Origin of the sequence: Thalassospira profundimaris (genome assembly GCF_003326755.1) — a bacterium.
Lineage (GTDB): Bacteria > Pseudomonadota > Alphaproteobacteria > Rhodospirillales > Thalassospiraceae > Thalassospira > Thalassospira profundimaris_B.
Window position 1 is genome coordinate 1 of the sequence record NZ_JPWH01000039.1, and the last position, 25,164, is coordinate 25,164.

Below are 25,164 nucleotides of genomic sequence, written 5' to 3' on the forward strand. Positions count from 1 at the left end.
CTACTGGATTTGAATGAGTCTGGACCCTAGTCAAAAGATCATAGGAACCGCACTCAAATACGACAGGCACACGTTTTTGCTAAATAATAAGTGTGACATTTGCACGATTTGCCTTTGATAGCGTGATCAAATCAAGCATCATTAGAGAACGATGTACGCCTTGGCAATCACAACTGCTAGGGATAGAAAATAGTAGGCTGTGCAGGTTAAGCGGGGCCTTGAGAAACTGGGCTGATTATTTACGCCGCTTTTTGTCTCTGGTATCCCCCTCAGCTATTCGCAAACCATATCACTATAATTATGAACGCCAAGAACAGTATAGGCGTCAAAGTACCGGACTGCTTCTCTGGTTGCTGTTGTGGTGAATATTTTCCAGCACTTGATTGACGAGGCGCAGCTCGACCGTAAGATGTCTTCGAGGTGCTTGGGAAAGTTGGAGAGCTTCGAGTGCTACTGCCTGCCCCAATTTGTTGAAGAATCTTTGCGTTAGCCTGTGCCGATCTAGTTGTTGAAGCTGCTGTCGGTTTATGGCTTGTGCCCTTCGATCCGCGTAGAGAAGTACGATTGGGGGATAGCTGACTGAGAATAGCATCATTTCCCGTCAAGCGGCCCTCACTCCCTCCATTTGATGCCGTTCTAGTTGCCCGACCCAAGCGCCACAATGCTTCTTCCGACGAAATCCGCTTGATCTGAGTAGCTTCTGTAATTGTGATACCGACGTGCGAGTAAGTTGACTTCTTGAACGGTGGATCGATTAAACCGGTTACGGAAATATATTGCCCCACCCAAGCAGCGGACGGGGTCTCGCGAAGTATCTTCAAACCTTCGCTCCAAATCGAGAGCTTAACTGCGTTCCCGCGCCAATCACTGAAGTTAACAAAGATATAGGGCTTCCTGCCTCGCGTCCGACCTTCCTTAACGTCAAGAACCTTTCCTATCAATTCAACACGGTTGCCAACTTGGCTCAGTGCCGCGTTGTAGTTCGAAGCATCGATAACGTCATAAGCACCAATGTATTCGTGCACAACTTTGCGAGAAGCTGTGGTGCTTGTAACTTTAATTGCCGCTTTCGGTATGTTTTTGCCGACAAGAAAATCTTCTAGTGTCGGGATATCCCTAAATGCAGATGAGCATATGTTGCTAAGATTCTCGGCTGCTTGCTTCAGGTCTGGAAAAGCACGGAGAGCAGAGAACACTTTTGAGCTGGAGGGATCAGCATAGTCACTGGCGCTAAAAATGATGTTCTGGCCGTTCGAATACTCATCGAACAGTTGTGGACGAGACGCCAACGCCTGAAGGCTTAGATCAATCACAATATACGAGAAGCGATCCATCTCTGGACCAAAATCAGCAGCGCTCCTTTTAGGATGTTGAAAGTGCTTCTGACCCGTCTCAAATCCCTTGCCGATGGGAAGCCCAGGTACAAACAACCCATCGTAGTCAATTAGCTTCAAGCCATTAGATATGACTACGTTGCCATTCTGAAGGTCGCCATGTGCAATCCCGGCTCTACGGAGGTTCTGCTCCATAGTGAAAAAGTCGGCCCGCAGTTTGTCGATAGCTGAGGCTGATCCGAAATTCTTCTCAAGGAATGACCCAAGGGTGTCGCCTTGTGCCCACTCCATCTTGACTATTGGGTAGCGCTGACCATCAACAAGGATGCCATCTTTCTGGTATTCAAAGCCAACAAAGTATCCTGAAGTCTGCTTGGCAATGACCGCACTAATTTTCTCGTAGCGAGTTTCTAGGTGAGAGGAATCTCGTTGAAAGCAGCGGACAGCAAACTTCTTACCTGCATCAATCGTGTACGTCAGTGCAAAGCCACCGCCCAATGCGAGCGGAACACCCAACCCGGTAGTTACTGCGCTCCCAGACTTTAATACAGGGTCTGAAAAGACGATGGACGGGGACTGGACAGCAGTGGTGTACACGTCTTCAGGAAATGATCTACGTGACGGAAAAGACTTGGATGTTTGGGAAGCGTTGCTATTTACAGACTCGGCGTGTAACGCGAACAACCCCACCTGTGGTGATGTTCAGCTTCTCTATCTGGGATTGACTCGGAATGTCTCAGACAGAAACCAAGGAAGATCTGCACCTGATAGCTGGGATCGTGAGCATGTTTTCCCGAAGAGCTACGGACTTGGGCGGCAATCCCAGTACGGATATACAGATCTTCATCACTTGCGCCCCGCTGATCGTACGTTGAATGGCTATCATTCAAACTACCCCTACTGCCAAGGGGGAGAACCGTTATTCGACAAGCACAATGATGGTTCGTTTAGCCCAACCTCTGCAAAGTACGACTCAGACAGGAAATGCTTTGAGCCGACTGATATTGCAAAAGGTCAAGTTGCCAGAATGGTCTTTTACATGGCCGTTAGGTATGAACCTGAAGACACAGAACCAGGGAATATGCCAGACCTTGAGGTAGTATCTTTGGAAGAGGCCTCCCCGGAGGACGGCCTCATTGGGGATCTGTGTGCGCTTGTCCAGTGGAACCGCCAGTATTCGCCTTCAGATTTCGAGCGTCTTAGGAATGATCGCATCGAATATATACAAGGAAACCGTAACCCATTTGTCGATCATCCTGAATGGGTTGACGTAATCTGGAAGTCATATTGCAATTAGGCAATGACCACGAAAAAGCGATCACTCACCCCACAAACTAAGCGTGTTCTCTTGTTGATCAAGAAAGCTTGTACCCAGTGCACCCCCCGAAACTTTGTCGGCTCGTATCGACTATTCATGTCTTTTGATGGATAGAACCCACCACGCAAACAATCGGAGTTAGCCGCTTCCTCGTCAGTATTTACAACCTGCCATTCGACTTTGAAATCTTTCGAAAACGGAAGCCCGGATGCCTGCTGCACGGCACGGAAATAAATGCCACTATTGGGGTGTATCATATCTCCACTAGTTAGCGGTCTCAAATCCGCACCATCTTCTTCCGCACGCTCATAAGCAACAATGCGCACAGGAACTTGATTAGCGGCATTTCGGTAGGGCACGGAAACAACTTGAGGCAGGTTTGCGGGCATTTGAGTAAGGATTTGACGGCCACGCGCTTCTACGAGCGAGACCAAATCTTTTCCTTGCTGAATGGCATCAGCGAAGACGCGCAATCGGCGAGATGCTGCTTCTTTTACTTCACCTTTAGCGAAAGATTCTCCAAACAGCCTACGCCATTTCTTTATGCTCTCGTCACGGTCTTCTTCTCCGTAGGCGTCATCAACCCACTCGCGATATTGTGAGATCTTATTGCGAAAATTATCATATTGTTCCTGTGTCCACTTCCTTGTGAAACTCTCACCAGGAAGTGCTGGGTTCTCAACCGCAGGAAGATCAGGGTTCTCTTGAAGCCAATCATCTAGGCGACCTACTATTACTTTGAGGGTCGTTGGCAGGTCAGGGTAAGTATCAAATATGACCCCATCAAAGACGCCTACACGCTCACCGATTAGGGTTGTTAGGAGCACCGATTTTGCTGAGAAAGTGCTCTTGGTATCCCTCAAATACTTCAGGAGACGGGCGGTCTTGATAAGATAGTTGCCACCGACGGCTTTGTTCTGCTCTGACCACCATTCTTTGAAACCATCTCCATCTGAAGCCTCAAAGCAGTTCTCAGCTCGGTTACAAACCTCGTAGGTGTCTGAGCCTAGCCAATGTTCTCGAACAACAATCGGGACAACATCGAGATGGAAATCGCCCGCATAATCAACGGTCACACAACGGGATTTCCGCGACGTCTTGTCTTTATATGTTGCACTTGCGCGAAACACTCTTCGCAGTTCGTTCACATACTTGGCAGCGTCCCAATCATCAACCGGTTCTAAGTAGACCACCAGATCAGCATCAAATTCCTTATTCCCTGTTGGTGGCTTAATAATCGTCTTATGCGCCCAAGAACCCTGAGCGGCGAAACGTATAATTTTTGGCTCGTAATCAGAGTCGCGAAGGAATCTCTTTATCGTATCAACACGCTGGCTCAGTAGATCAATCCGTGCCTGATTGAGGTTGACCGTATCGCGCAAGAAATCATCAAATCGCGCCGTCAGCTTCACGAGATAGCCTCCTCAAGTTGATACACTGGAACAAATTCAGGGGCTGGCTCGTAAAAAAAATGCCGCCGCAATTCGGGCAACTGCTCTCTCGCTTCGACCTTTGCACGGCCAACCATTTCTCTGATTACCGAGGTGTCGTCCAACGTGTAACGCCCCTGTGGTGCGTTCTGGTCTACGCGCCAGATTGCCTTTTTACCATGATGGCCGTCTCCGGTTAGTATCTTCGCAGTTCCCAACGCGCTGTGAGCCTGCCCAGCCATAAACAACCGGGTTAATCCACTCGCCAACGAGAGGATGCCAGTTCCACGGGACCGAGCGACGACTTCATTGATTGTTCCGATGCTTAGTACCTTGATTTGGTCTCGCGGCCAGCCGAGCAAACCAACAGCTTCCGTTACAGCAACCCCTATCGGGTTATTAGCCCATACCCCTCCATCTACAAGCTCCACGCCATCACCTGTAAGGTGTGGCTTGAGATAGGTAGGTGCGGCTGCTGTAGCCATTGCCGCGTCCACCGCTGAACATTTGTAATCTGTTCGGAGGCGCTCATGGTGTGCGGTCTTGTATATGTAAACCCGTTCGGTCTCCGCGTGCCACGCTGGAATAATTAAACGAGTTTTGCTTTCGCCTATTTTCTTGTTTTGTAGAATCCCCTTCAGGGCATCGTGTAAATTCTCTGAATCATGCTTCGACTTTATAACTCGTCGAAACTTCTTCAGGTTTCGTAAAACTATATTCGCAGCAGTGCCTTTATCTTGACCAAAGATCGCAGGTCCGTGTTTCTCGTAGAGTTCTTGTATCTCTGCGGCGGTCTTGCCCAAGCCCAATCCAAGGGCGATGATACCGCCCGTAGAGGTTCCTGCGATTAAATCGAAGTAAGAGCCGATTGGTTGATCAACATCCTCTTCAAGGCTTGCCAGAAATGCAGCAGGAAAGACACCCCTTATGCCTCCCCCATCTATAGACAAAATCCTGTAAGATCGCCCCTCAAACACTCCAGCACCTATATCTACTTGTATAATGCAACCATGCTTACTACCCAAAATACATATCAGTAAAGTTTAATTTTCAGCTCTGACCGCCTTCACCTTCAACACAGCCCAACCAAAGGTCCGAACCACAAGCATAACGTCCGCGCCATAAACATTGGGGATGACCCTTGGTTTGTGGCTAAGGATGCTACCAAGACGCTTGGCCTATCTGGCTACGGCCTGCTTAAATTACTCTTTGTCTTCTCTGAGATGCTTCCAGATACCCTCTAGGTATCCGGTAATCTCCCCATGGCGAATCTTCGCGTCAGACGGATCACGGGTAACCTTGACCACTTCCGCCTTGGCACTGATCACTTTATGGACCATCTTATCACCAACTGGGACAAATAGGTCACGGTCCACTGCCTTTGATTTAACATCGGCGGGAATACGCGGGAGAGTGATTCTCAGCAGAAGACCAACTTGTCCGACTACCTAAAGCGTTGAAAACATTCAATCACAAGAACGCCTCACAAGGATTTTGTGTACCAACGTTGTGGTGCAGTCGTTAATGGGGTTTTGGGAGCCTACTACCTCCCGTCCACCACGACCACCAGGATTATGCAGCAACGCTCTGGATTGATTTATCGAAATACGTGTTCTGTGCTTGAAAAAATGTGAGAACTCAGACATCTTGTTGCTAACAACAAGATAACCGGTGGGCACACCACATGACTCAATACGCACCTCGCCAACTGCGCGAAATTACTGAAATATCACAGGAAACCTATCGCCACTGGCGGCGGGTGTTACCACCTCTGTCCAAAGTTCGGGGGCAAGGAGCCTGCTATGCGCCGGGAGACTTGGTAGCTGTATCAGTTGTTCGTGTACTGGTCTCTGAAGTTGAGATGAGAGTTCGCGGAATTGCCCCCATGGCGAATGATCTGTTTGAAGTGTGTCGCAATACTCCTTGGCCGACCCTCGAACGAGGGCGCATAGATTTCGACATGCAAGGCGGCAACATCACTTTTGCGTTGGGCTCTGCTCCGCCACCGTCCGGAGTACTTTGCATTTCAGTACCATTGAGGCCTATTACCAAACACATTCAGGCTAGATTTGTTGATGCCCGCCCGACTGACCAACAGGGCACACTGCGCTTCCCTCCAACGCCTCTTCAGGCCTCGCGGGAAAATGCAAGGGGAGAGGATCGCCCCACATCTAAAGGTGCATCATGAGGGCGATAGACCTCATAGCAAAGTGCGTGGAAGAGACCGGATATGCTTCCGCAGCTATCCGAAGAGGGTATGCTTTTGCCGATGTTCTCGAACAAAACACGTCAACCCGACACGCGGACCTTGCGGTGTTTACTCAAACACCTCCGTCATATCGTTCGGCTGCATTTGCCGCTGCGGAAGGAAAGGGACGCAGGCCGGAAGATGTAGTAACGGAACACCGTGCTCTGGGTGCTCCCCTGATGTTCGTAATTGATGACAATATTTCTCTTTGGCAGGTCCACCCAGACAAGCCACCGCGCCTAATAGATACTTATTCGACCGATGCAATTCCGGCGCTGTTTGACCAGCACCGCTCAGACTGGCACCCAGAGGCCATCCGCAGAGCGAAGTCCATTGGTGCTGTCGATCAGGCTATCCCGATCCAACTAGATTTTGTTGACGCAGGTCTTCTCCCCGCTATCGAAGGGGAAATTCACGTTAAGCTTGACCGCTTGCTTGCTGAGGCTTTAGAGGCAGCGGATGCCGTTATGGACGGCAAGCAACTGGATGATCGCATCCTTTTCCGCACTGTATTTCGTTTGCTTGCGGCCAAAGTTCTCCAGGATCGGGAGCATAATTTTTCAGCCGATTGGGACACCTCAAATCTGTCCTCCGTTTTGTCTGGGATCGAAAAATATTACAATTTGGGAGCCGTCTCACTTCCGCCGCGGGGAGAAACCAAAGACGCTTTCGTTGCTGCATGGGAACACCTTCGAACTGGCATAAATTTCTCCAATATTTCGTCAGATGATTTGGCATTCGTGTATGAAAACACCCTAGTCACTCCTGAGACACGCAAACACTTCGGCACCCACTCTACACCTCGTCAGGTCGCGGAATATATAGTTCGAGGCCTCGAACTATGGCGTCATGACCCAGCAACTCTTCACGTATACGAACCATTTGCAGGGGCAGGAGTGTTCCTTGTGTCTGCCCTACGTCACATCAAAGAGAACCTTCCATCAAGGTGGTCAGAAAGGGAGCGCCATGACTTCCTCTTAAACCATATCTCTGGGGATGAGAAAGACCCGTTTGCCTGTGAAGTTGCTACGCTATCACTGATACTCGCCGACTACCCGAACCACAATGGTTGGCACATTCGTGAAACGGACTTGTATACCAAGAACACCCTCGACGAGAGAATGCGGGGTAAAAACGTCATCCTTTGCAATCCACCATTTGAGGCATTTCTGGCTGATGAACGTGCTCTCTACAGCCTGCCAGATGAAACCTATTCGAAGCCAATGCTGGCTCTTTCAAAGGCGCTTGATGCAAAACCGCTGGCTTTAGGGTTTGTACTTCCACGTCCCTTCATCCTCGGCAACCAGTATTCGAAGCTACGTCGTCGTATCGAGGAAACTTTCGGAGAGGTCGAAGTCGTTGAACTTCCAGACCGCACATTCGGAGCTTCAGACATTGAAGCAGCAGCAGTGATAGCTCGCGAACCTCGACCAGAAAATGCCGCTGTTCCCTTTTACACACACTTGACCGGAACAACTGTTTCTGGGCGAGAACGCTTGGATTTTCTAAAAATGGGGCGGGCAACAGACCACCGTAAAGTCAAACGTTATGTGACTGACCACGCGTCTGGAAATCTATGGGTTCCGCCCCTGAATGACGTTTGGGAATACCTTTCGGCGTACAAGAAGTTAGACTCTATTATGCGTGGCTCTCGCGGCCTAGAATGGACCTATTCCCAGTCTGAAGCATTTTCGGAAGAACAACAGGAAGGGTACAAATTAGGGGTATACAACAGACGGAATATTGCTCAGTTCCAAACCCCTCCGAGAGTGTGGCTGGATTACCGGGAAGAGAATATAAGAGTCGGTTATGGGCAGGAGTGGGACGAGACAAAAATAATTATCAACTCTGGGAGACGAGGCAGAGGTCCTTGGAGAATGGCTGCATCACTGGATTCAGCAGGGTTGCTTTACACGCAGCAATTCTACGGTTTTTGGCCGCTCGAGAAGATGGATAGAGCGTCGTTGCTAGCAATTACTGCTTTACTGAACGGGCCTGTCGCCAATGCTTTTATTGCACTCCACTCCCCTCAGAAAGTTATCCGTAAAGGAGCTATCTATGACATCCCTGTTCCGCCTTCACTGCCTTATGCTGCCGCCCCTCACATAGAGGAATATCTCGCTTTGTGTGGCAACGTGGAACTATTCACTAACAACGAAGAGCGGCTAGAAAAATTGCTTACCAAAATTGATGCCGCTGTCCTTGATGCCTACGACTTGCCGCCACGGCTCGAAGCTCAATTGCTGTCTTACTTTGTCGGTTTCAAGCGGCCCGTTAAGCACAGGTGGACTCACTGGGATGAAGCTTTTCCAGGGCCAGGTCTACGTCTATCAGAGCGCCTTTCCGGAAAATTTGACGATAGGGGGGCTTGGATTTCTGAGATTCTAAAACCGCTTCCAGATAAAGAAGCTGCCCTACTCCGTGAATGGGGAACTTGGTAATCCATGGACGGCTATCTTCTCGACACAAATATTGTGTCTGCATACTTGGACCCTACACACCACAAACACAGCGCTACTCTTGCGGCAGTTGAGAAATTAACTGAGAAAGAATTTCGCTATATCTCCGTCGTCGCGCTAGCAGAGATGACAACAGGTCTTGAATTTTTCGAGGCTTTTGGTGGAAGCAATCTTCCAGGATTACGCCAAAGACTGGTTAGAGCACGGGAACATTCGCTTCTGGACGTAAGCCGTCATACAGCAACTGCTTACGCGGAACTAAAAACAGCTATCGGAAAAAAATTCATGCCCAGAGCGATGGCAAAAAAAGGAGGCCGCAGACGTTTTGTCGAAGATTGGGTAGACGAAACGACCGGCAAGTCTCTCGGCATTGATGAGAACGACCTTTGGATGTGCGCTCAAGCAAAGGAGCGCAGCCTTATTTTTCTTTCAACAGACAACAAGATGATCAAGCGCGTTGGACAGGCAGACCCGAGCATTCGTCTTCAATTATATTAGGGTCTGGACCCATTAATGGGTCCAGACCCTAGTTGTCTAGGCGTGTCCACCTGTTTTACCATCCGCGATAAGACTACCTGATCACAAGAGAGTACGCTGAGAAAGCAAGCAAGATTCTCGGCGTAGAGCAACTTGTTCCGCTCAAGATAAGGCCTCCCCCTTTGGCGCGCTCCCCGTTCACAAGCGGTGTTGAAAGAACATCGGCAGGCGATCACATGGCATCCAACAGATCTCAGGAAAGCAACTCTTCCAAACTTCTCCGCAATTCAGCATGCTTCACCGGGTTATCATCCTTAAGACGTCGCAGATTAAGAAGCTTCCACTGAACCGCCGGAAGCTGTTCTGCTGCAGGCAAACCTATCAGGTTAAAATCCGGCTTTCCATCATGCAGCGACAACAGGAAGCGGGCAAAATCCCCTGTGAGGGCATTTCGGATATCGGCAATCAAACGCGACCGCACGTTTTCCAAATCAACGGGATTGACCTCGTCTCGCGTCATCCCTGCAAATTCCTGATCATGCAGTTCCTCAATCGGAACAAGTGCCGGTGCCAGCAACTCATGCGGCGGTCGTCCCGATGTACTGACATAGACCAGGAAAACCCGCAGCAAATCATCAGTCAGCCCTTCATTTTCATATAGCAGCTTGACGTCAAACAGGTCCCGCGGATGCTGGCGATCAAGGGCGGCATGCAGCTTCCCGGCATATAAGTCCTCAAATGAAAGGACATGCATCTCGGCAAACCCGAAAGCCTCTTCCACGGCATCCGATACCTTGTACAACACCGGTGGCAGAACCGTGCCACGCATGACCGGAGACGTCTCAATCTTCACGTTGGTCGTTCCTTGCGTGGCCATGATCCGGGTTTCGAGATTTCCGCCACCAGCGATCCGCTGAAACCGTACATCCCTGTTTTCACGGCTTGCCGCTGCAATGATCCGGTCCAGCGCCTGATCAATATTTGCAAGTGACGTCGCCCGACCTTCGATTGGTAGATATGTCAGGTCAATATCAACAGACAGGCGAGGTAAATCTCGGTAAAAAAGATTGATCGCCGAACCGCCTTTCAGCGCAAAGACTTCCTCTCGCGCAATCACCGGCAGAAGGCGCATCAGCAGCCGGACCTGTTCGACATAACGCTCACGCATTATGGCTCCCCTCCCCCTGCTCCGAGGGCATAAACGCTGTGGGGACTGATATCCGGTAGATCGGATGTATTTTTCCCTCCTTGATCAAGGCGCGCGGCCCCGATCCCAAATCGATCTCAGATTTGTCGAGATATTTCAGCCAGGCGTGAGCGTGACGATCGGCAAAAACGAAAAACAACCGTTTGACCTTGATGCTCTGACAAGCGCGCAAGAGGGTCATGAGATGTTTCGGTCGCAAATTGGCAAGCCCCTGGAAGATCATGTCAAGATTGTCAAAACCCGCATGCGATGGCAATTCATCGAGTGCTTCAAGGATCGCCCGTTCCGGTGAGGATACCTTGAGCGGCCAATGCCACGGACTAATGGTTGGACCAGTATTGCCGCTCATATTCTCGAGCGGACGTTCCACGTTCTCGATGCCGACCGGATCATCCGCAAACAGGTTGGTCGAGCGAACAATAAACTCTGTTTCTCCCGGCAATCGTGCGAGCCAGGACGGTACCTCGCCATAGAGATAGACACGCTCTTTGTTGCCCAGCGACAGATAATGAGAGAAGCCATGGAAGGTCAGTGCACTCAATCCTCCCAGATGGACCTCATGTTCCATGACCGACTGGATCGACAGCAAAACAAGCTGCCAATCGGGAGCGGAATTCCGGTTCAAACGGGCTGAATGATCTGCACGTGATAATGGTCGACGGTAAACACCCCGGACTACCCGCTCCAGCCACCCCCGCTCGGCATAGTTATGAATCGATTTGGGATCGACGCCAAACCGCTTCAACCATGCCGCATCAACCAGAAAGCCGGGTGGCACCCGCTCCAGCATCGGTTTCAATCTTGGCGTTCTTTGATGGCTCATAACCATCAAAATCGCATTTTTTGAAAACATCATCAATTGAATTTTTAATTTCTCAACTTTTGATGGCTTTTAACCATCAAAATCAGGATTTAGTAAAATATCCCGAGAGCAGCGCCCCTATATCGAGATGTTACAAAAGCTTGGCAGTTATTCACAAATGTCGAGCTTTTGTAAAACCGCCCCCGGCATCATATGAGACTGACACCTGACCCACATCACTCACGACGATTTGCTTTGCCGCCCCTCCTGCGCACCACCTTTCAGCCCCTCCTTCCGCGCCCTTACAAAGGCCCGATCATTCTCAAGAAACGCTTCAAGCATGAACGGGATCAATTCGGCAACCGCCTCGCTCTCACCATAGGTCTCCCGATAGAGCGTCGCATAGTCCCGAAGCTTCCGGTTCAGATCGGCATTAACAGTCACCGTCAGTTTGACCGGTTTGCGATCGGGCAGCTTGGCAAGCTTCATCATCTTTACTCTCCACCATAGGGTTTGAGCACAAGGTCGCGCTGGACGATCACCCGGACCGGCCAGCCAGGACGAATTGTGATGGTCGGCTGGATATTGAGGTTCTTCTCGGTGATCTGCCGCCCGGCCCGATCAACATTCTGCTGAGTGCTTTCGCGAATGGCGCGCACCAGATCGCTCTCGTCGCTGCCAAGCGTCAGTTCGGTCCCGACCCCGAGCAGGGTCGCCAGCGAGATGCCCTTGAGCAACTGCCATGTATGATAATCGACCTCATCCTCGAGCCCGGCATAACCGCTAGCATCGGAGGCAGGCATGTTATCAAGCCGGATCGACGTTCCATTAGGCATCAGGATGCGCTGCCAGACCACCAGCGCACGCGACTGCCCGAAGGCAACCACACTGTCATAAGTCCCGATCAGTCGGGCCCCCTGCGGGATCAGCACTGTTGATCCGGTCACCGTGTCATACACATTGGCATCCACCTGGGCGATGATCTGACCGGGCAGATCAGAATTGATCCCGGTAACCAGGCTGGCCGGAATGATGCTGCCCGCCATGACCTGCCAAGGAGAGACTGGGGTTTCCAAAGGATGCGGATTGTAAATCCCGCCATCGTCATATGCGCGCATGAAGTCGAGCTTGCGCTGCCGGTCATCCGGCACCGCACTTGGATCAGGACTGGCTGCTACTGAGGCAACATCCCCATTTATCGTCGCTCGATTTTCCGAAGCTTGACTATTTGGTCGTTCAGACGACACCGCATTGGCCAGCGAGAAAAACACACCGGACTCCCTTGCATCAATCGCCTGTTGAGCCTGTCGTTGCTCGGCTAGAGAAAGCTCACCGGATGTGACATCCATTCCCTGGGCACGCTGGGCCGCCACAATCGGACGCCCCAGATCACCCGGCAAGGGTGGCCCGAGCTTTGGCACGTCCTGCTTTATATCGGAATAATCCTTGGGCAGGTTTTCCAACTGATCGGGTCGTGCCTGCTGCCCGGCATGATAAAGCTCGTCATTGGCGTTGGCGTTTTTCAGGGACGGCGTTTGCAAGGCCATCATCGCGATCCCGAGAAGGGCGCCCGATCCCAGTGCGGTAACCCCGATCACGATACTGCGCCGGAAGCGGACAATCCGGGCATCGGGCCGACCGTGCAGTTCAAAACTCTCCTCCGACCTATCCGTCATCGCGAGTTCTCCCACCGGAAGCGTCGAGATGCCTGATCCGCACCACCTGCTGCGGGTCGGTGCCCATGCGCAGTTCAGCCGCCCGGAATAGCTGATCGACGATGTAATAGGTGCCACGCTTGCGGTAATTGACCAGTTGCGTATCACCATTGGCACCGATCACGAACAATGGCGGCACCTCGCCCCGATCAATACGTTCGGGGAATTCGATATAGACCTTGCGTCCATCATCGAAAGCCCGGATTGGCCGCCAGGGCGGATTGTCTCCTTCGATCTCGTAGCCAAAACGGATATTCTCGAGCGCCAGATTGCGATCAACCGGTTGTGCGGCATGAGCCTCGGCATTGTTCCGGCGCAACATCACCAGACGGTCCTGCGGATAGCTCCAGGAAATCGCCGCCATGGCTGCTTCTGCGGTGCTGATCATTTGCAGATGATAGGTCCGTCGGTCGGTGGCGATCATGAGATTGGTCTTGAGTTCCGGCGCGAAGGGCTTGATCAGGATGTGAACCTGTTGTTCGTCGCCCGATCCGCTGGTGGTATCGCCAATCACCCAGCGCACCGTATCTCCGGCTGATACGGCGCGAAGCTGTTCACCGGGCTGCAGGGCAATATCGGTTACCTGCCCCGGGGCGCCATAGAGGCGATAGAGTGCCCCCTCGCTATAGGGATAGACCTGCACGGCGTTGACATATCCGTGTTTTGACGGCTCCAGAAGCGCTGCTGTATTCGCCGTCTCCACCCGCTGTTCCGGTGAGAGCTTGTCTGCCGGTGGCTGGCCTGACAACGGCATCAACTGCCCAGGCAGGGGCAAGGGTTTGGGAACCTCGACGATTTCGACCGGACGTGCGGGCTCCGCTTTAATGGTCGCCTCTTTGAAGCTGGCCCGATCATAGCTGATCGCAGGCGGCGGTGTCCCCGCCTTGCAGGCAGTGAGCACCATCATAGAACAGGTAAGCATCATCGCATTGTGTTTCATGAGCATTACTCCTGCGATCCGGGAGAGGATGTGTCGAACTCGCGCGACCAGTCGATCGCCCGGACATAGAGCCCGAGCGGGTTCTTGCGCAGTTCTTCGGCATTGGCCGGTGATTTCGAGATGACAGTCAGGATGGCGGTCCAGCGTCTTGTGCGCATCAGGGCACCGCGCTCATAGATGCGCTCCTGCCATTTGACCTGAAAGGATTGATCGGATGCGCGCACCACACTTGAGACCTCGACCGACACACTGCGCTCGCCGATCTCGGCGAAGGGATCATTACGATTGGCATAATCGTTGAGGAACTGCACGGCCTGACCGGTGACAAAATCATAGGCTGCCAGCCAGTTCTGCCGCACCAGCACCGGATCGGTGGAAACCGAGCGCACCAGTTTGATGAAGCGGGCCAGATACCAGGCGAGTTGCGCATCGGTCGGCTGATAGTCCGGCGCGACCGGTGCAATCGCTCTTGCCTCGCCGAAATGATCGATCTCGACGATATAGGGCACCACCCGGCTTTGCAGGGATTGCCAGATCAACCCGCCCGACAAGGAACAGGCCAGTGCGAAACAGCCAAAGGCCATCAGCCGCCAGTTCCGGGCCTGAACACGTGCAGATCCGATGCGCTGGTCCCAGACCTGACCGGCCCTCTGATAGGGCGTTTCGGGTTCAGGCGTCGTGCCATAGCGTTGCAGGGATCTTTTAAACGGCATCTATTCCCCCTTTTCATCGAGAGACGGATTGGCACCAGAACCGGGGCGATCACCATCGCGCACAGCCTGCGTGGTCGAGTGCCGATGCGCCCGCATATTCTGCTCATGACGCAAACGTCGCGCCCAGTCGGGTGCTGTTGCTCTATTGCTGTTGGCTGGATGAAAGCTTGCCGATCCGGCAGGCGTACCCCCCGTAGCGGCCCAGGCCGCTGCCCTGCCCTTCTCGGCCTCCAGCTTCAGGGTCTTGACGGCGCGATCCGACACTGACCGCACGGTTTGGGTCGCCTTGCCACCGGTGGCACGGGCAACACCGCCCATACCGGCAGCAGTCCCGGCCAGACCAGTTGCTCCCGAGGCGGCACGTCCCACCTGAAAGGACGTTGTGACACCCGCACCAAGTGCGGTTCCCGCACGCAGGGCAACCAGACCGCCCCCGGCAACCGCCCCGACACCACTCAAAGCGGCACCTCCGACCAAAAGCGTCGCTCCGACTGCAGCTCCTGCGGTTCCAAGCGCAGCCCCGGCACCGAGTTGTGGTGCGCCAGAGACCAGCCCCGAGGCAATGCCCGGCCCGAAGATGCCCAGCCCCAAAAGTGCCAAAGCACCAAGCACCATCGACATGGCCGCTGCCATATCGGGTTCCTGTCCCTGAAGGGTATTGGTGAAGCTTGTAAACAGGGTAGAGCCGATCCCGACAATTACGGCCAGCACCATCACTTTCACCCCTGACGAGATGACATTGCCAAGTACGCGCTCGGCCAGAAAGGCGGTCTTGTTCCATAGCGCGAACGGCACCAGTACGAAACCGGCAAGTGCTGTCAGCTTGAACTCCAGCACCGTGATGAAGAGCTGGATCGAGAGGATGAAGAAGGCGATGATCACCAGGAACCAGGCTAGCAACAGCACGAAGATGGTCAGGGCATTGACGAAGAGATCGGGAATACCGACCAGGTTGCCGACCTGCGCGATCAGCGGCCATGCCGCCTCATAGCCGGTCGCGGCAATCTTGCCCGGTCTCAGCAGATCATCCGCGGTCAGGCTTCCCGGCACCGTTTGCAGGCCCAGTCCGGCAAACGAGGCATAGATGATCCCGGTCAGGGTCTGGAAATTATTGAGGATCAGGGCGAAGGTACCGACATAGAGCACCTTGCGGATCAGACGGGCGAGAATGTTGTCCTCGCCACCCAGCGCCCAGAACAGACCGGCCAGCGTGATATCGATCCCGATCAGGATCGAGGTCAGAAACCCGACATCACCTGACAGCAGGCCGAAGCCGCTATCGATATAGCGGCCAAATACCTCCATAAAGCGATCGATGATGCCAAGGTCATCCATACCCGAACCCGATCCGATTATTCGTCATAAACACTGGAGGTACCGAGGAAGCGTTGGGTCAGAGCCCGTCCGCTTTCCTCACTCTGGGCCTTGCGCGCCCGATCCTGGGTTTCCGCCCGTTGCTGGGCGATCAGCATCGACTGGATCTGCATCTGCTGTTTGGTCGAAAGCGCCAGCAACTGATTGGCCGTCTGCTGGGCGGCCAAGGCACCGGGAGCGCCCTGACTTCGCGCCACCAGATCATTGAGCAACGGGCGGTCCTGCTGGATATTGCCGGCAATCCCGGCCTGCAAACGCAGGCTTTTGCGATAGGCCGTCATGGTGTTTTGCCAGCGTTCGCGCGCCGCAGTCGCGACGTCACTGGCCCTGAGGGTTTCCTCGTAGCTGTCGGGATATTGCCGGGCGAGTTGCAAATCGAGCTCGGCAACATCAAACCCGATCCCGTCAGCCTGCATCATCAGGCCATCGATCCGGTCGAGCGCACTCATCATCTGGCTGGCGGAGGAATAATCCAGCCGTTCGAGATTGCGCGCCATGTTTTGTAGCATGGTCGCCTGGTTCTGAAGCGAACGGATCTGATTGTTGATCTGCTCCAGTACCCGGCTGGCCTGCAGGATGTTCTGGGCAAAGTTCGTGGCATCGAAGACCGGCCAGGCAGCAAGGGCCACATGGCTCCAGAACAGAACCGGCATAATAAATGGAAGGGCTTTGGACATGATGCGTTTCATGAGGCTTCTCCTGTTCGGAAAAATTGCCCGATCAGATCCCCGGCCCATTCCAACCCTCTGGCTTCAAGGAAGTGTTGGGCGAAATCAGAACGTCCATGATCGGCCAGAACCTGATCGATGCGTTTCTGGGTGGCCGGGTCCGAGGCCCCACACAGGGCCAATGCGACCGGGCCGAGCCCGAGCTCAAACAGCCGGTTGCCCTGTCTGGATTGCAAGTAATAGTGACGCTTGGGTGTGGCCTGGGCGATCAGGTCGATCTGGCGGCCATTCAAACCGAACCGCTCATAGGCCTCTCTGGCCTGCGGCTCGATGGCCCGGTCATTGGGCAGAAATATCCGCTGCGGGCAGCTTTCGATGATGGCTGGCGCAATGGTTGAGTCCGCAATATCGGCCAGTGACTGGGTGGCGAAGATCACCGAGACATTGCGTTTGCGCAGAACCTTGAGCCATTCACGAATGCGCGCGGCAAACAGCGGGTTATCAAGATAGACCCAGGCTTCATCGAGAATGAGCAGGCTGGGGCGACCGTCAAACCGCGCTTCGAGCCGATGAAACAGCCAGGTCAGAACCGGCAGCACCGCCCCGGCCCGGTTCATCAACTCCTCTGTCTCGAAGCAATGAATGTCGGAAAGTGTTAGCCGGTCTTCAGCGGCATCAAGCAGATAGCCAAGCGGGCCTTCCAGCGTATAGGGCAGCAATGCAGCTTTAATCGCATTGGATTGCAGCAGCATGACAAGTCCGGTGAGCGTCCGTTCCGAGACCGGCGCACTTGCCAGACTGGAAAGGGCTGACCAGACCATGTCCTTGATCTCGGGGGTGACCCGGACCTTCTCATGATCGAGCAGCATCGCGATCCAGTCCGCCGCCCAGCTTCGGGTCGCCGGATCGTCGATCTCGCGCAATGGCTGGAAAGACAGGCCTTCACTGGCACCGAGCGGATAATGCTCCCCGCCCATGGCCAGCACCGCAGCGCGGGCCGAGTTGCCCTTATCAAACATATAGATTTGCGCATCGGGGTAACGGCGAAACTGCATCGCCATCAGGGCCAGCAGAACCGATTTGCCCGCCCCGGTCGGCCCGACAATCAGCATATGGCCGACATCGCCGATATGGGTGGAAAAGCGAAATGGGGTTGCTCCCGAGGTTTGTGCATAAAACAATGGTGGACAGAACTGCCCGGTAACCTCGGAGAGATGGGCGTTACCACTCGGTCCGGCCCATACCGCCGAGAGTGGTGTGAGATGGGCCAGATTAAGCGTATGGATCAGAGGCTGGCGGACATTGGCATAGACATGCCCCGGCAGACTGCCAAGCCAGGCTTCCACCGCATTAACCGTCTCGCGAATAGTCGTGAAGCCATGCCCATTAACGATGCGCTCCACCGTTCTGATCTTGTCCTCAACCGCCTGAAGATCGCGATCAAAGACCGTGACAGTGACGGTCAAATAGCCAAACCCGACATGATCGCCGCCCAGCGCCTGCAGGGCAGCATCGGCATCCACCGCCTTGTTGTCCGCATCGCTATCAACAAGTGCTGATGCTTCATTGGTCATCACCTCACGCAGGATGGCAGCAACCGATTTGCGCTTGGCGAACCATTGCCGACGAAGCCGGGTCAGAACCCTGTTGGCGTCAGTGCGATCCAGCGGCATGAAACGCGACACCCAGCGATAGGCAAAATCCTGATGATTGAGCGCATCCAGCACGCCGGGACGGGTCGTATCGGGAAAACCCAGTATGGTGATGCTGCGCAGATGCCAATCACCCAGCATCGGCTCCAGCCCACCCACAAGCGGCGTGTCGGCCAGGATGGCATCGAGATAGACCGGAATCTCGGGCATATGTACCGGATGGCGTTTGGTCGAGACGGTTTCATGGAGGAATGTCAGCGTCTCATCGTCATCAAGTGGCACAACCTCGGGCATGAAGCCTGCCAGCAGGTCCAGCACCCGCTCCGTATCCTCGGTGAACCGTTCCAGCTCCAGCTGCCAGTTCCGTCCTTCTTCCTTCCGGCCGGTTTCCACAAACAGCTTTGTGCCGCGTGACTGGATGTCGGGGGGCGGCATGAACAGCAAGGTCAGGTAATAGCGGCTTTCAAAATGTGCGCCCTGACGTGCTTCGGCAAAGGCCGCCCGGCGTTCCTCATCGACCAGCCATGAGGCGGGATCGGGGAATTCAGACACCGGATAGGTCTCGGCTTCACTTCGGTTTGCTTCAAAGAACAGCGCCCAGCCCGAGCCAAGACGTTTGAGCACATTATTGACCCGCGCACAGAACCCGACCAACTCGGCCTCGGTGGCACTTTCCAGATCGGGGCCGCGAAACCGAAATGTCCGCTGAAGGCTGCCATCCTTGTTCAGCACAATCCCCGGTGCAACCAGAGCTGCCCATGGCAGGAGATCGGCGAGACACGCATTCTTGTTGCGATATTCGGCAAGGTTTAGCATCGCCACCATCTCCTCTGGCGCAGATGGCGGGCGAGGACCGGTAAAAAATCCGGATCGCGTTTGGCGGCAAACACCGCCAGCGTCTGACCTATAAAAAACACCCCCAACCCGGCAACCCATTGCTGCAGGCCAAGCCCTATGGCAGCCGCGAAAGTGCCATTGAGGATTGCAACCGACCGCGGAGCGCCACCGAGGAAGATCGGCTCGGTCAGTGCCCGATGCACCGGAATGTCAACCCCCTCAATGGATCGATCATCACGCATCAGACCAGCGCCCCACCGCCAAACGAGAAGAAGGACAGGAAGAAGGAACTGGCCGCAAAGGCGATCGACAGGCCAAACACGATCTGGATCAGGCGCCGGAACCCGCCGGAGGTTTCGCCAAAGGCCAGCGTCAGACCGGTGACGATGATAATGATCACGGCAACAATCTTGGCCACCGGTCCCTGAACGGATTCCAGAATGCGCTGCAACGGCTCTTCCCACGGCATACCCGAACCGGCAGCCATGGCATCGGGTGCCAGAACGATCAGTGTTACTGCCGCCAGACAGAAAGCCGACAGGAGAGTGCGTGGCGGGGCACAATGTCTTGCGGACATGAGTTTCCTCCATTCATATCGATTGCAGTCGGGGAAGAGTGAGCGGGGTCAGGGCGTAGTCGCCATTGCCATCCAGGCCATTGAGCGTGGCGATGGTCTCGATCTTGCGCGCCGGACCTCGTCCGGAGATGAACACCACCAGATCGATCGCCTCGGCGATCAGGTGACGTGGTACGACCGTGACCGCTTCCTGTACCAGCTGTTCGATGCGATAGAGGGCGGCATGTGCAGAATTGGCATGGACGGTCGCAAGCCCGCCGGGGTGACCCGTGTTCCAGGCCTTGAGCATGTCGAGTGCTTCCGGTCCCCGCACCTCGCCGACAATGATCCGGTCGGGCCGCAGACGCAGGGTCGAGCGCACCAGATCGGAGAGCGACACCACATCGCGTCGAGTGCGCAGAGCCACGCAATCGCGGGCGGCACATTGCAGTTCGCGCGTATCCTCGATCAGAATCACACGATCCTCGCAATCGGCGATCTCGGCGAGCAGCGCATTGGCCAGCGTTGTCTTGCCCGACGAGGTGCCGCCGGCGATCAGGATGTTCCTGCGATCACGCACTGCCTTGCGCAGGGCATCGGCCTGCAGCGGCAGCGCGATCCGGTCACGGATATAATCGGTGAGTGTGTAGATACGCTCAGCCGGTTTGCGGATGGCAAAACAGGGGGCTCGCACCACCGGTGGCAATAGTCCCTCGAAACGTTCGCCACCGACGGCATTGGCTTGGGCCGGGAGTTCGGCGCTCACGATCGGCTGGTCGGCATGGGTTTCTGTGCGAATATGCGATGCCACCAGACGGATGATCCGTTCGGCCTCGGCCGGGTGAATAACCATCCCGGTATCGATGCAGCCCTGCCCCAGCCGATCCAGCCACAGCTTGCCATCCGGGTTGACCATGATCTCGATCACGGCCGGATCCTTGAGCGCTTCAGAGATCGGGGTGCCCAGTGCGGAGCGTAGCATGTCACGGCGGCGTTGCTCGGAGACGGTGTTCATTGTTCCGCCTCCGTCTCATCGCTCTCGAACGATTTGCGTCCACCCGCAATCTGGCGGCCGACCTGTTCGATGAATTTCTGGTAGCGCTCATTGGCCACCGCCTGGGTGGCCTTGTCCGGCACCGGGGTATGGGCGTTGAAAGTGAGATAGAGCCGCACGAAAAACGCAAGGCTTTCGGTCAGAACGTCGATATCCCGACGAACCAGCGCACTCTCCCGGCTGAGGCGGTCCAGACGGATACGGAAAGCCTCGTCAAGGGCATTGGCACCGCGATGGCGGAGATAATGACGCAGGGCATCGCTGATGATCGCGGATTTGGAGGTCCCCGGACGTGCCGCCAGTACTTCAAGCTCGGCACTGGTATCAGCATCGATATAGATGTTGTGTCGCGGCTTCATTGCCCCTGCCCTGATTAGCGGAAAAGGTCAGGGAAGGATGGAGGAAGAGCGGGAAATCTCTTATGGCCCCCAATTACGCTCAAGGAACATTCAACGCATAAATCTCGCTTTCACGTCCTTAAGGTGATGTTTCAATATGTTGACAGAACTTATCAAAACCCTGAGAGCAAGACAGACCATTGTGACATGAACCTGATTTTCACCAAGGAACACGGAAAATTACATAATGAAATCAACAGGTAAACAACTGCATCGAAAATTGAAACCCCACGTCATGTATTCATGATATTAATAGCGCTGTGTGACATCAAAGAAATGCCATGACGGATATCATTGAAACGTATCTTGAAGATTTTGGCCCTGCACTATCAGGAACGATCAGCGAGCATCTTGAGAAATCCCTCGGCATTAGTGCTGCGGCTGCCCGGAAACGGGTATCACGGGCCTCTGGGAATATCCGGCGACTTGGGTATGTTACGTTCGCGAGAAAAGCTCGTTTCATGTATCTTGAGAACCAGTTTGGATCACCTCTTTACTGGCGAAAACTGGTAGATGCGCTGTTTAGCACAAACAGCGCATACGGATATGCAATTGCCGCTTTGATACAGCGCGAAGGTTTTGTTCCGGAATGGGAGTTTCCCATAGTATGCGGAGCACCGATCAAACAGTCGCGACATTTGTCCCCCGCAACCATTATGCAACGCCTGAAAGAAGCAGGTTTACTGCAAACGATCCAGGTAAACGGATTGGGTGACTGTATTTGCATTGTTCAGTCGGAGGAGCATTACAATAGTCTAGCTGCGGACACCCGTGTTCGACTGATTACAGAGAACATCTTGCTCCTCGCCGTAAAAGACTGGCTCAGAAAGTTGGGCATCGTAAGCTTCGACAAGGTCACTATTCGTAGCTCTACCCACGCTCCGAAGGTTGGTACATTTGTATGGGACCTTACCGCACCGTCCTACCTTGGTTGTCTAATCAAAACCGGTAAGGACAAAAAAGTGAAGCCGGGCTTCGTCGCTGCAGACGTTTATCTGGGCGACACGATCACAGAGCCTGGAAGTCGTCCTTTTATAAACAAATGCAAGACATTGCGTGCATTGCGGAATGTCGGCCCCTGTATGCAGATATTCATAGCGAACCGCTACGAGAAAGAGGCGTTTAGTCTTCTTAAGCAAAACGGCATTATGCCTGCAACACCAGAAAGCCTTTTTGGAGAAGATGTCGCCAAAGGGCTGAGTGAATTAACTTCGGTTTTACATGATGCTGCTTCTCATTCATTAGATCCCGAGCGTTTTGAACGACTGTTTGCAGCACTGGGAAAAATCGAAGGGGCAGCAAATCAGCTACGAGGGACATTGTTTGAGTACATTGCAGCCGAAGTCGCTCGCAAAAACTATTCGTCCCTAGTGAGGATGAACCAGATTTATAAAAACCAAAGCGGCAAAAAGGCTGAAGCAGATGTTGTGATAATAACAGATAACATCTCGGTCAGGTTCATTGAGTGTAAAGGATATAGTCCTCGTGGGATCATACCGGACACAGAAGTACGACGATGGCTACAACATAATGTACCGGTAATTTATAAAGCAGTGAAAGTGCATCCGGACTGGCAAAATCTGGATATAAAGTTTGAGTTCTGGACTACGGGCATTCTGTCTGATGAAGCTATTGCAATGATTAAAACGGCACAGGTATCGACAAAGGCAACCCGATATAGTTTAGGCTTCAAACTGAATCAAGATGTGTATGACTTGTGTAAATCGACAAAGGATAAAGGGCTTATTACTGCGTTTGAGAAACACTATCTGCCTCCTTACTAACCGTGGAATATTAGAGACCATCAAGCAAATCTCTGTCCGGCCCCAAAGCCTCATTCAGCCCATAAACGCGTGCAGGCTTTGACAATCGGTCAATCACCCGTTTGTCGGCAACGACCTCGCTATCTTCATCAAGCAATCCGGGCAAATCAGCTTGTGTCAGCTCCGGTTCGGTCACCTTCTGTTCTTCGGACAATGAAGGATGTCGTTGCCGCTGCATTCCACCCTCATCGGCATTCCCGGAAACGGAAGGATCACGACCTGTACCGGACAGACGTTCATCCATTTTGCGTACCTGTCCTGACCAGTCGTCTTTGCGTGCGTTCGGTTTGTCCGAATATTCTACGTTTGAAAGAACCGGCGCCTGCAAAATACGGGACGTGAAGTTCCGATCTTCGTAGTAGCGCAGCTTCTTGGCCCGGATCGGTGAAAGCCCGGAAATCAGGACCAATTCATCCTTGGGCGGTAATTGCATCACCTCACCTGCGGTCAGAAGCGGGCGCGCCGTTTCCTGACGCGAGACCATCACATGGCTGAGCCAAGGCGCCAACCGGTGGCCCGCATAGTTGCGCATCGCCCGTTGTTCCGTTGCCATGCCAAGCGCGTCTGAAATCCGCTTAGCAGTCCGTTCATCGTTTGACGAGAATGCGATCCGGACATGACAGTTATCCAGAATGGCATTGTTCTCGCCATAGGCCTTCGAGATTTGATTAAGCGATTGTGCAATCAGATAAGCCCGGATGCCGTAGCCGGCCATAAAGGCCAGGGCCGTCTCGAAGAACTCCAACCGCCCAAGTGCTGGAAACTCGTCGAGCATCATCAATAATAGATGCTTGCGTCCTTTGGCAGGGTCGCCTTCGAGGTGTTCTGTCAACCGTCGACCGATTTGGTTAAGCACCAGCCGCACCAAGGGTTTAGTTCGGGAGATATCCGATGGCGGAATAACCAGATAGAGCGAAACCGGTTTGTCGGCATCCATCAGATCGGCGGTCCGCCAATCGCACGCTGCCGTCGTCATCGCCACCGTCGGATCGCGATACAACCCGAGAAAGGACATCGCCGTCGACAGAACGCCGGATCGCTCATTCTCGGATTTGTTGAGTACTTCCCGTGCTGCCGAGGCGATGACCGGATGGACCTTCGGATCATCCGGCGTCCCCAGATGATTGGTTGCCATCATCCGGCGCAAAGTGGCCGAAAAAGAACGACGCGGATCGGATAAGAATGTTGCTACGCGCGCCAATGTCTTTTCTTCCTCGGCGTAAAGCACATGCAGAATGGTGCCGACCAGAAGCGCATGACTGGTTTTCTCCCAGTGGTTCCGCCGTTCCAGTGCACCCTCCGGATCAACCAGAATATCCGCAATGTTCTGTACATCACGGACCTCGTCAGGTCCTTTACGCACCTCCAGCAAGGGATTGTAACGCGCCGAGCGGGGATCGGTCGGATTGAACAACAGACAATGGGAGAATTTGGCGCGCCAGCCAGCCGTCAGTTGCCAGTTTTCGCCCTTGATGTCGTGGATCACAGCTGAACCGGTCCAGGACAACAGTGTTGGGATGACCAGTCCGACACCTTTGCCCGAACGCGTTGGCGCAAAGGCCATTACATGCTCCGGCCCGTCATGCCTGAGATACCTGCCCAGATATTTACCGAGAAACACACCTTTAGGACGAAACAAGCCGGCTTTCGAGATTTCGCCCGGGAATGCCCAACGTGAGGAGCCATAGGTCGTAACCAACCGGCTATGACGCGCACGCCATAAGGACCCAGCCACTGCGGCAGCACATCCCATGAAACCGCTTCCGGCTGCCAGCATTCCGGCCTTATCGAATACCTCCGGCGCATAGGCCTCAAAGAAATACCACCATGAAAACAGCTTCCATGGTTCATAAACCGGCCAATCGAGAATAATGAACCAAGGATTGCCGAGTTGTGCCTGATAGCCCAACATATCGGCACACCATTGGGTTGCTCCCCAGACACCGAGTATGATGACGGTAAAAACAACAAGGATTTGACCAATCAACAGCTTGGTCGGGGTCATATCTGATCTCGCCATTTCCTGCAGCGCGACAACGCGCAATGGCGGTCAGAAGATCATCATGTGGGTAAAGCAGAAACCGGACCTATACCTGATTATTTACGCACTGCAACGCCTTCCAGATGGCCTAGGGTCAGAACTCATTAACCTTTAACTG

21 protein-coding genes are annotated in these 25,164 nt (G+C 53.7%); 4 read left to right on the top strand and 17 right to left on the bottom strand.

The features are described 5' to 3' along the window. Positions 1-269 precede the first annotated feature (269 nt). Positions 270-1,850 carry a BUD32 family EKC/KEOPS complex subunit gene (locus TH25_RS23420; RefSeq protein WP_147253085.1) on the bottom strand — a complete coding sequence of 527 codons (1,581 nt, stop codon included), beginning with the start codon at positions 1,848-1,850 and terminating at the stop codon, positions 270-272. Positions 1,851-1,899: 49 nt separating this feature from the next. On the opposite strand from TH25_RS23420, the gene TH25_RS23425 reads away from it, so the two are divergent. Then, entirely contained in the window at positions 1,900-2,631 is a 732-nt protein-coding gene (locus TH25_RS23425; RefSeq protein ID WP_114090688.1) for an endonuclease I family protein, read from the top strand. On the opposite strand, the gene TH25_RS23430 is transcribed toward TH25_RS23425, so the two are convergent. Both TH25_RS23430 and TH25_RS23435 read right to left on the bottom strand, forming a co-directional pair. After that, a complete protein-coding gene (locus TH25_RS23430) occupies positions 2,628-4,064 on the bottom strand; it encodes an SMODS domain-containing nucleotidyltransferase (RefSeq protein ID WP_114090689.1) in 1,437 nt (478 codons plus the stop codon). The genes TH25_RS23425 and TH25_RS23430 overlap by 4 nt on opposite strands. Continuing rightward, a complete protein-coding gene (locus TH25_RS23435) occupies positions 4,061-5,107 on the bottom strand; it encodes a CBASS cGAMP-activated phospholipase (protein ID WP_220151491.1) in 1,047 nt (348 codons plus the stop codon). Before TH25_RS23435 ends, TH25_RS23430 begins: the two co-directional genes overlap by 4 nt. A 1,189-nt stretch (positions 5,108-6,296) precedes the next feature. Between TH25_RS23435 and TH25_RS23440 the strand changes: the two genes are divergently transcribed. After that, on the top strand, positions 6,297-8,771 hold the full coding sequence (locus tag TH25_RS23440; protein ID WP_181847818.1) for an N-6 DNA methylase: 2,475 nt from the start codon (positions 6,297-6,299) through the stop codon (positions 8,769-8,771). Between the two features lie 3 nt (positions 8,772-8,774). Next, the gene (locus tag TH25_RS23445) at positions 8,775-9,287 is read left to right on the top strand and encodes a PIN domain-containing protein (protein WP_114090691.1); all 513 of its coding nucleotides are present in this window, start codon (positions 8,775-8,777) and stop codon (positions 9,285-9,287) included. Between the two features lie 232 nt (positions 9,288-9,519). Here the strand turns inward: TH25_RS23445 and TH25_RS23450 are convergent, their stop codons facing one another. The 13 genes from TH25_RS23450 to TH25_RS23510 all read right to left on the bottom strand — a co-directional run bounded on the left by TH25_RS23450 (position 9,520) and on the right by TH25_RS23510 (position 21,143). Next, positions 9,520-10,434 (bottom strand): nucleotidyl transferase AbiEii/AbiGii toxin family protein, encoded by a 915-nt coding sequence (locus TH25_RS23450; RefSeq protein ID WP_220151492.1) that lies wholly within the window; start codon positions 10,432-10,434, stop codon positions 9,520-9,522. After that, complete coding sequence (locus TH25_RS23455; RefSeq protein ID WP_114090693.1) at positions 10,427-11,329, bottom strand: type IV toxin-antitoxin system AbiEi family antitoxin domain-containing protein; 903 nt, start codon at positions 11,327-11,329, stop codon at positions 10,427-10,429. The genes TH25_RS23450 and TH25_RS23455 overlap by 8 nt, the downstream gene beginning before the upstream one ends. 186 nt (positions 11,330-11,515) lie before the next feature. Then, a complete protein-coding gene (locus TH25_RS23460; RefSeq protein WP_071240715.1) occupies positions 11,516-11,767 on the bottom strand; it encodes a DUF2274 domain-containing protein in 252 nt (83 codons plus the stop codon). A gap of 2 nt (positions 11,768-11,769) precedes the next feature. After that, positions 11,770-12,951 (bottom strand): TraB/TrbI/VirB10 family type IV secretion system protein, encoded by a 1,182-nt coding sequence (locus TH25_RS23465; RefSeq protein ID WP_114090694.1) that lies wholly within the window; start codon positions 12,949-12,951, stop codon positions 11,770-11,772. After that, on the bottom strand, positions 12,941-13,930 hold the full coding sequence (gene trbG, locus TH25_RS23470; RefSeq protein WP_114090695.1) for a P-type conjugative transfer protein TrbG: 990 nt from the start codon (positions 13,928-13,930) through the stop codon (positions 12,941-12,943). Before trbG ends, TH25_RS23465 begins: the two co-directional genes overlap by 11 nt. 5 nt (positions 13,931-13,935) lie before the next feature. Then, entirely contained in the window at positions 13,936-14,643 is a 708-nt protein-coding gene (gene trbF, locus TH25_RS23475; RefSeq protein ID WP_114090696.1) for a conjugal transfer protein TrbF, read from the bottom strand. Continuing rightward, entirely contained in the window at positions 14,644-15,978 is a 1,335-nt protein-coding gene (trbL, locus tag TH25_RS23480; RefSeq protein WP_114090697.1) for a P-type conjugative transfer protein TrbL, read from the bottom strand. It lies immediately after the preceding gene. Positions 15,979-15,995: 17 nt separating this feature from the next. Next, entirely contained in the window at positions 15,996-16,706 is a 711-nt protein-coding gene (gene trbJ / locus TH25_RS23485) for a P-type conjugative transfer protein TrbJ (protein ID WP_114090698.1), read from the bottom strand. Further along, entirely contained in the window at positions 16,703-19,153 is a 2,451-nt protein-coding gene (trbE, locus tag TH25_RS23490; RefSeq protein ID WP_114090699.1) for a conjugal transfer protein TrbE, read from the bottom strand. The genes trbJ and trbE overlap by 4 nt, the downstream gene beginning before the upstream one ends. After that, a complete protein-coding gene (locus TH25_RS23495) occupies positions 19,147-19,416 on the bottom strand; it encodes a VirB3 family type IV secretion system protein (protein ID WP_114090700.1) in 270 nt (89 codons plus the stop codon). Before TH25_RS23495 ends, trbE begins: the two co-directional genes overlap by 7 nt. Further along, entirely contained in the window at positions 19,416-19,751 is a 336-nt protein-coding gene (locus tag TH25_RS23500; protein ID WP_114090701.1) for a TrbC/VirB2 family type IV secretion system protein, read from the bottom strand. The genes TH25_RS23495 and TH25_RS23500 overlap by 1 nt, the downstream gene beginning before the upstream one ends. Positions 19,752-19,764: 13 nt before the next feature. Next, the gene (trbB, locus tag TH25_RS23505) at positions 19,765-20,745 is read right to left on the bottom strand and encodes a P-type conjugative transfer ATPase TrbB (RefSeq protein WP_114090702.1); all 981 of its coding nucleotides are present in this window, start codon (positions 20,743-20,745) and stop codon (positions 19,765-19,767) included. After that, positions 20,742-21,143: a ribbon-helix-helix domain-containing protein gene (locus TH25_RS23510; RefSeq protein ID WP_114090703.1), complete on the bottom strand. Its 402-nt coding sequence runs from the start codon at positions 21,141-21,143 to the stop codon at positions 20,742-20,744. The genes trbB and TH25_RS23510 overlap by 4 nt, the downstream gene beginning before the upstream one ends. A 320-nt stretch (positions 21,144-21,463) precedes the next feature. Between TH25_RS23510 and TH25_RS23515 the strand changes: the two genes are divergently transcribed. Then, positions 21,464-22,966: a hypothetical protein gene (locus TH25_RS23515; protein WP_114090704.1), complete on the top strand. Its 1,503-nt coding sequence runs from the start codon at positions 21,464-21,466 to the stop codon at positions 22,964-22,966. A 10-nt stretch (positions 22,967-22,976) separates the two neighbouring features. Here the strand turns inward: TH25_RS23515 and TH25_RS23520 are convergent, their stop codons facing one another. Next, positions 22,977-25,010, bottom strand: coding sequence for a conjugal transfer protein TraG (locus tag TH25_RS23520; RefSeq protein WP_114090705.1), 2,034 nt, complete (start codon positions 25,008-25,010; stop codon positions 22,977-22,979). Positions 25,011-25,164: the final 154 nt, after the last annotated feature.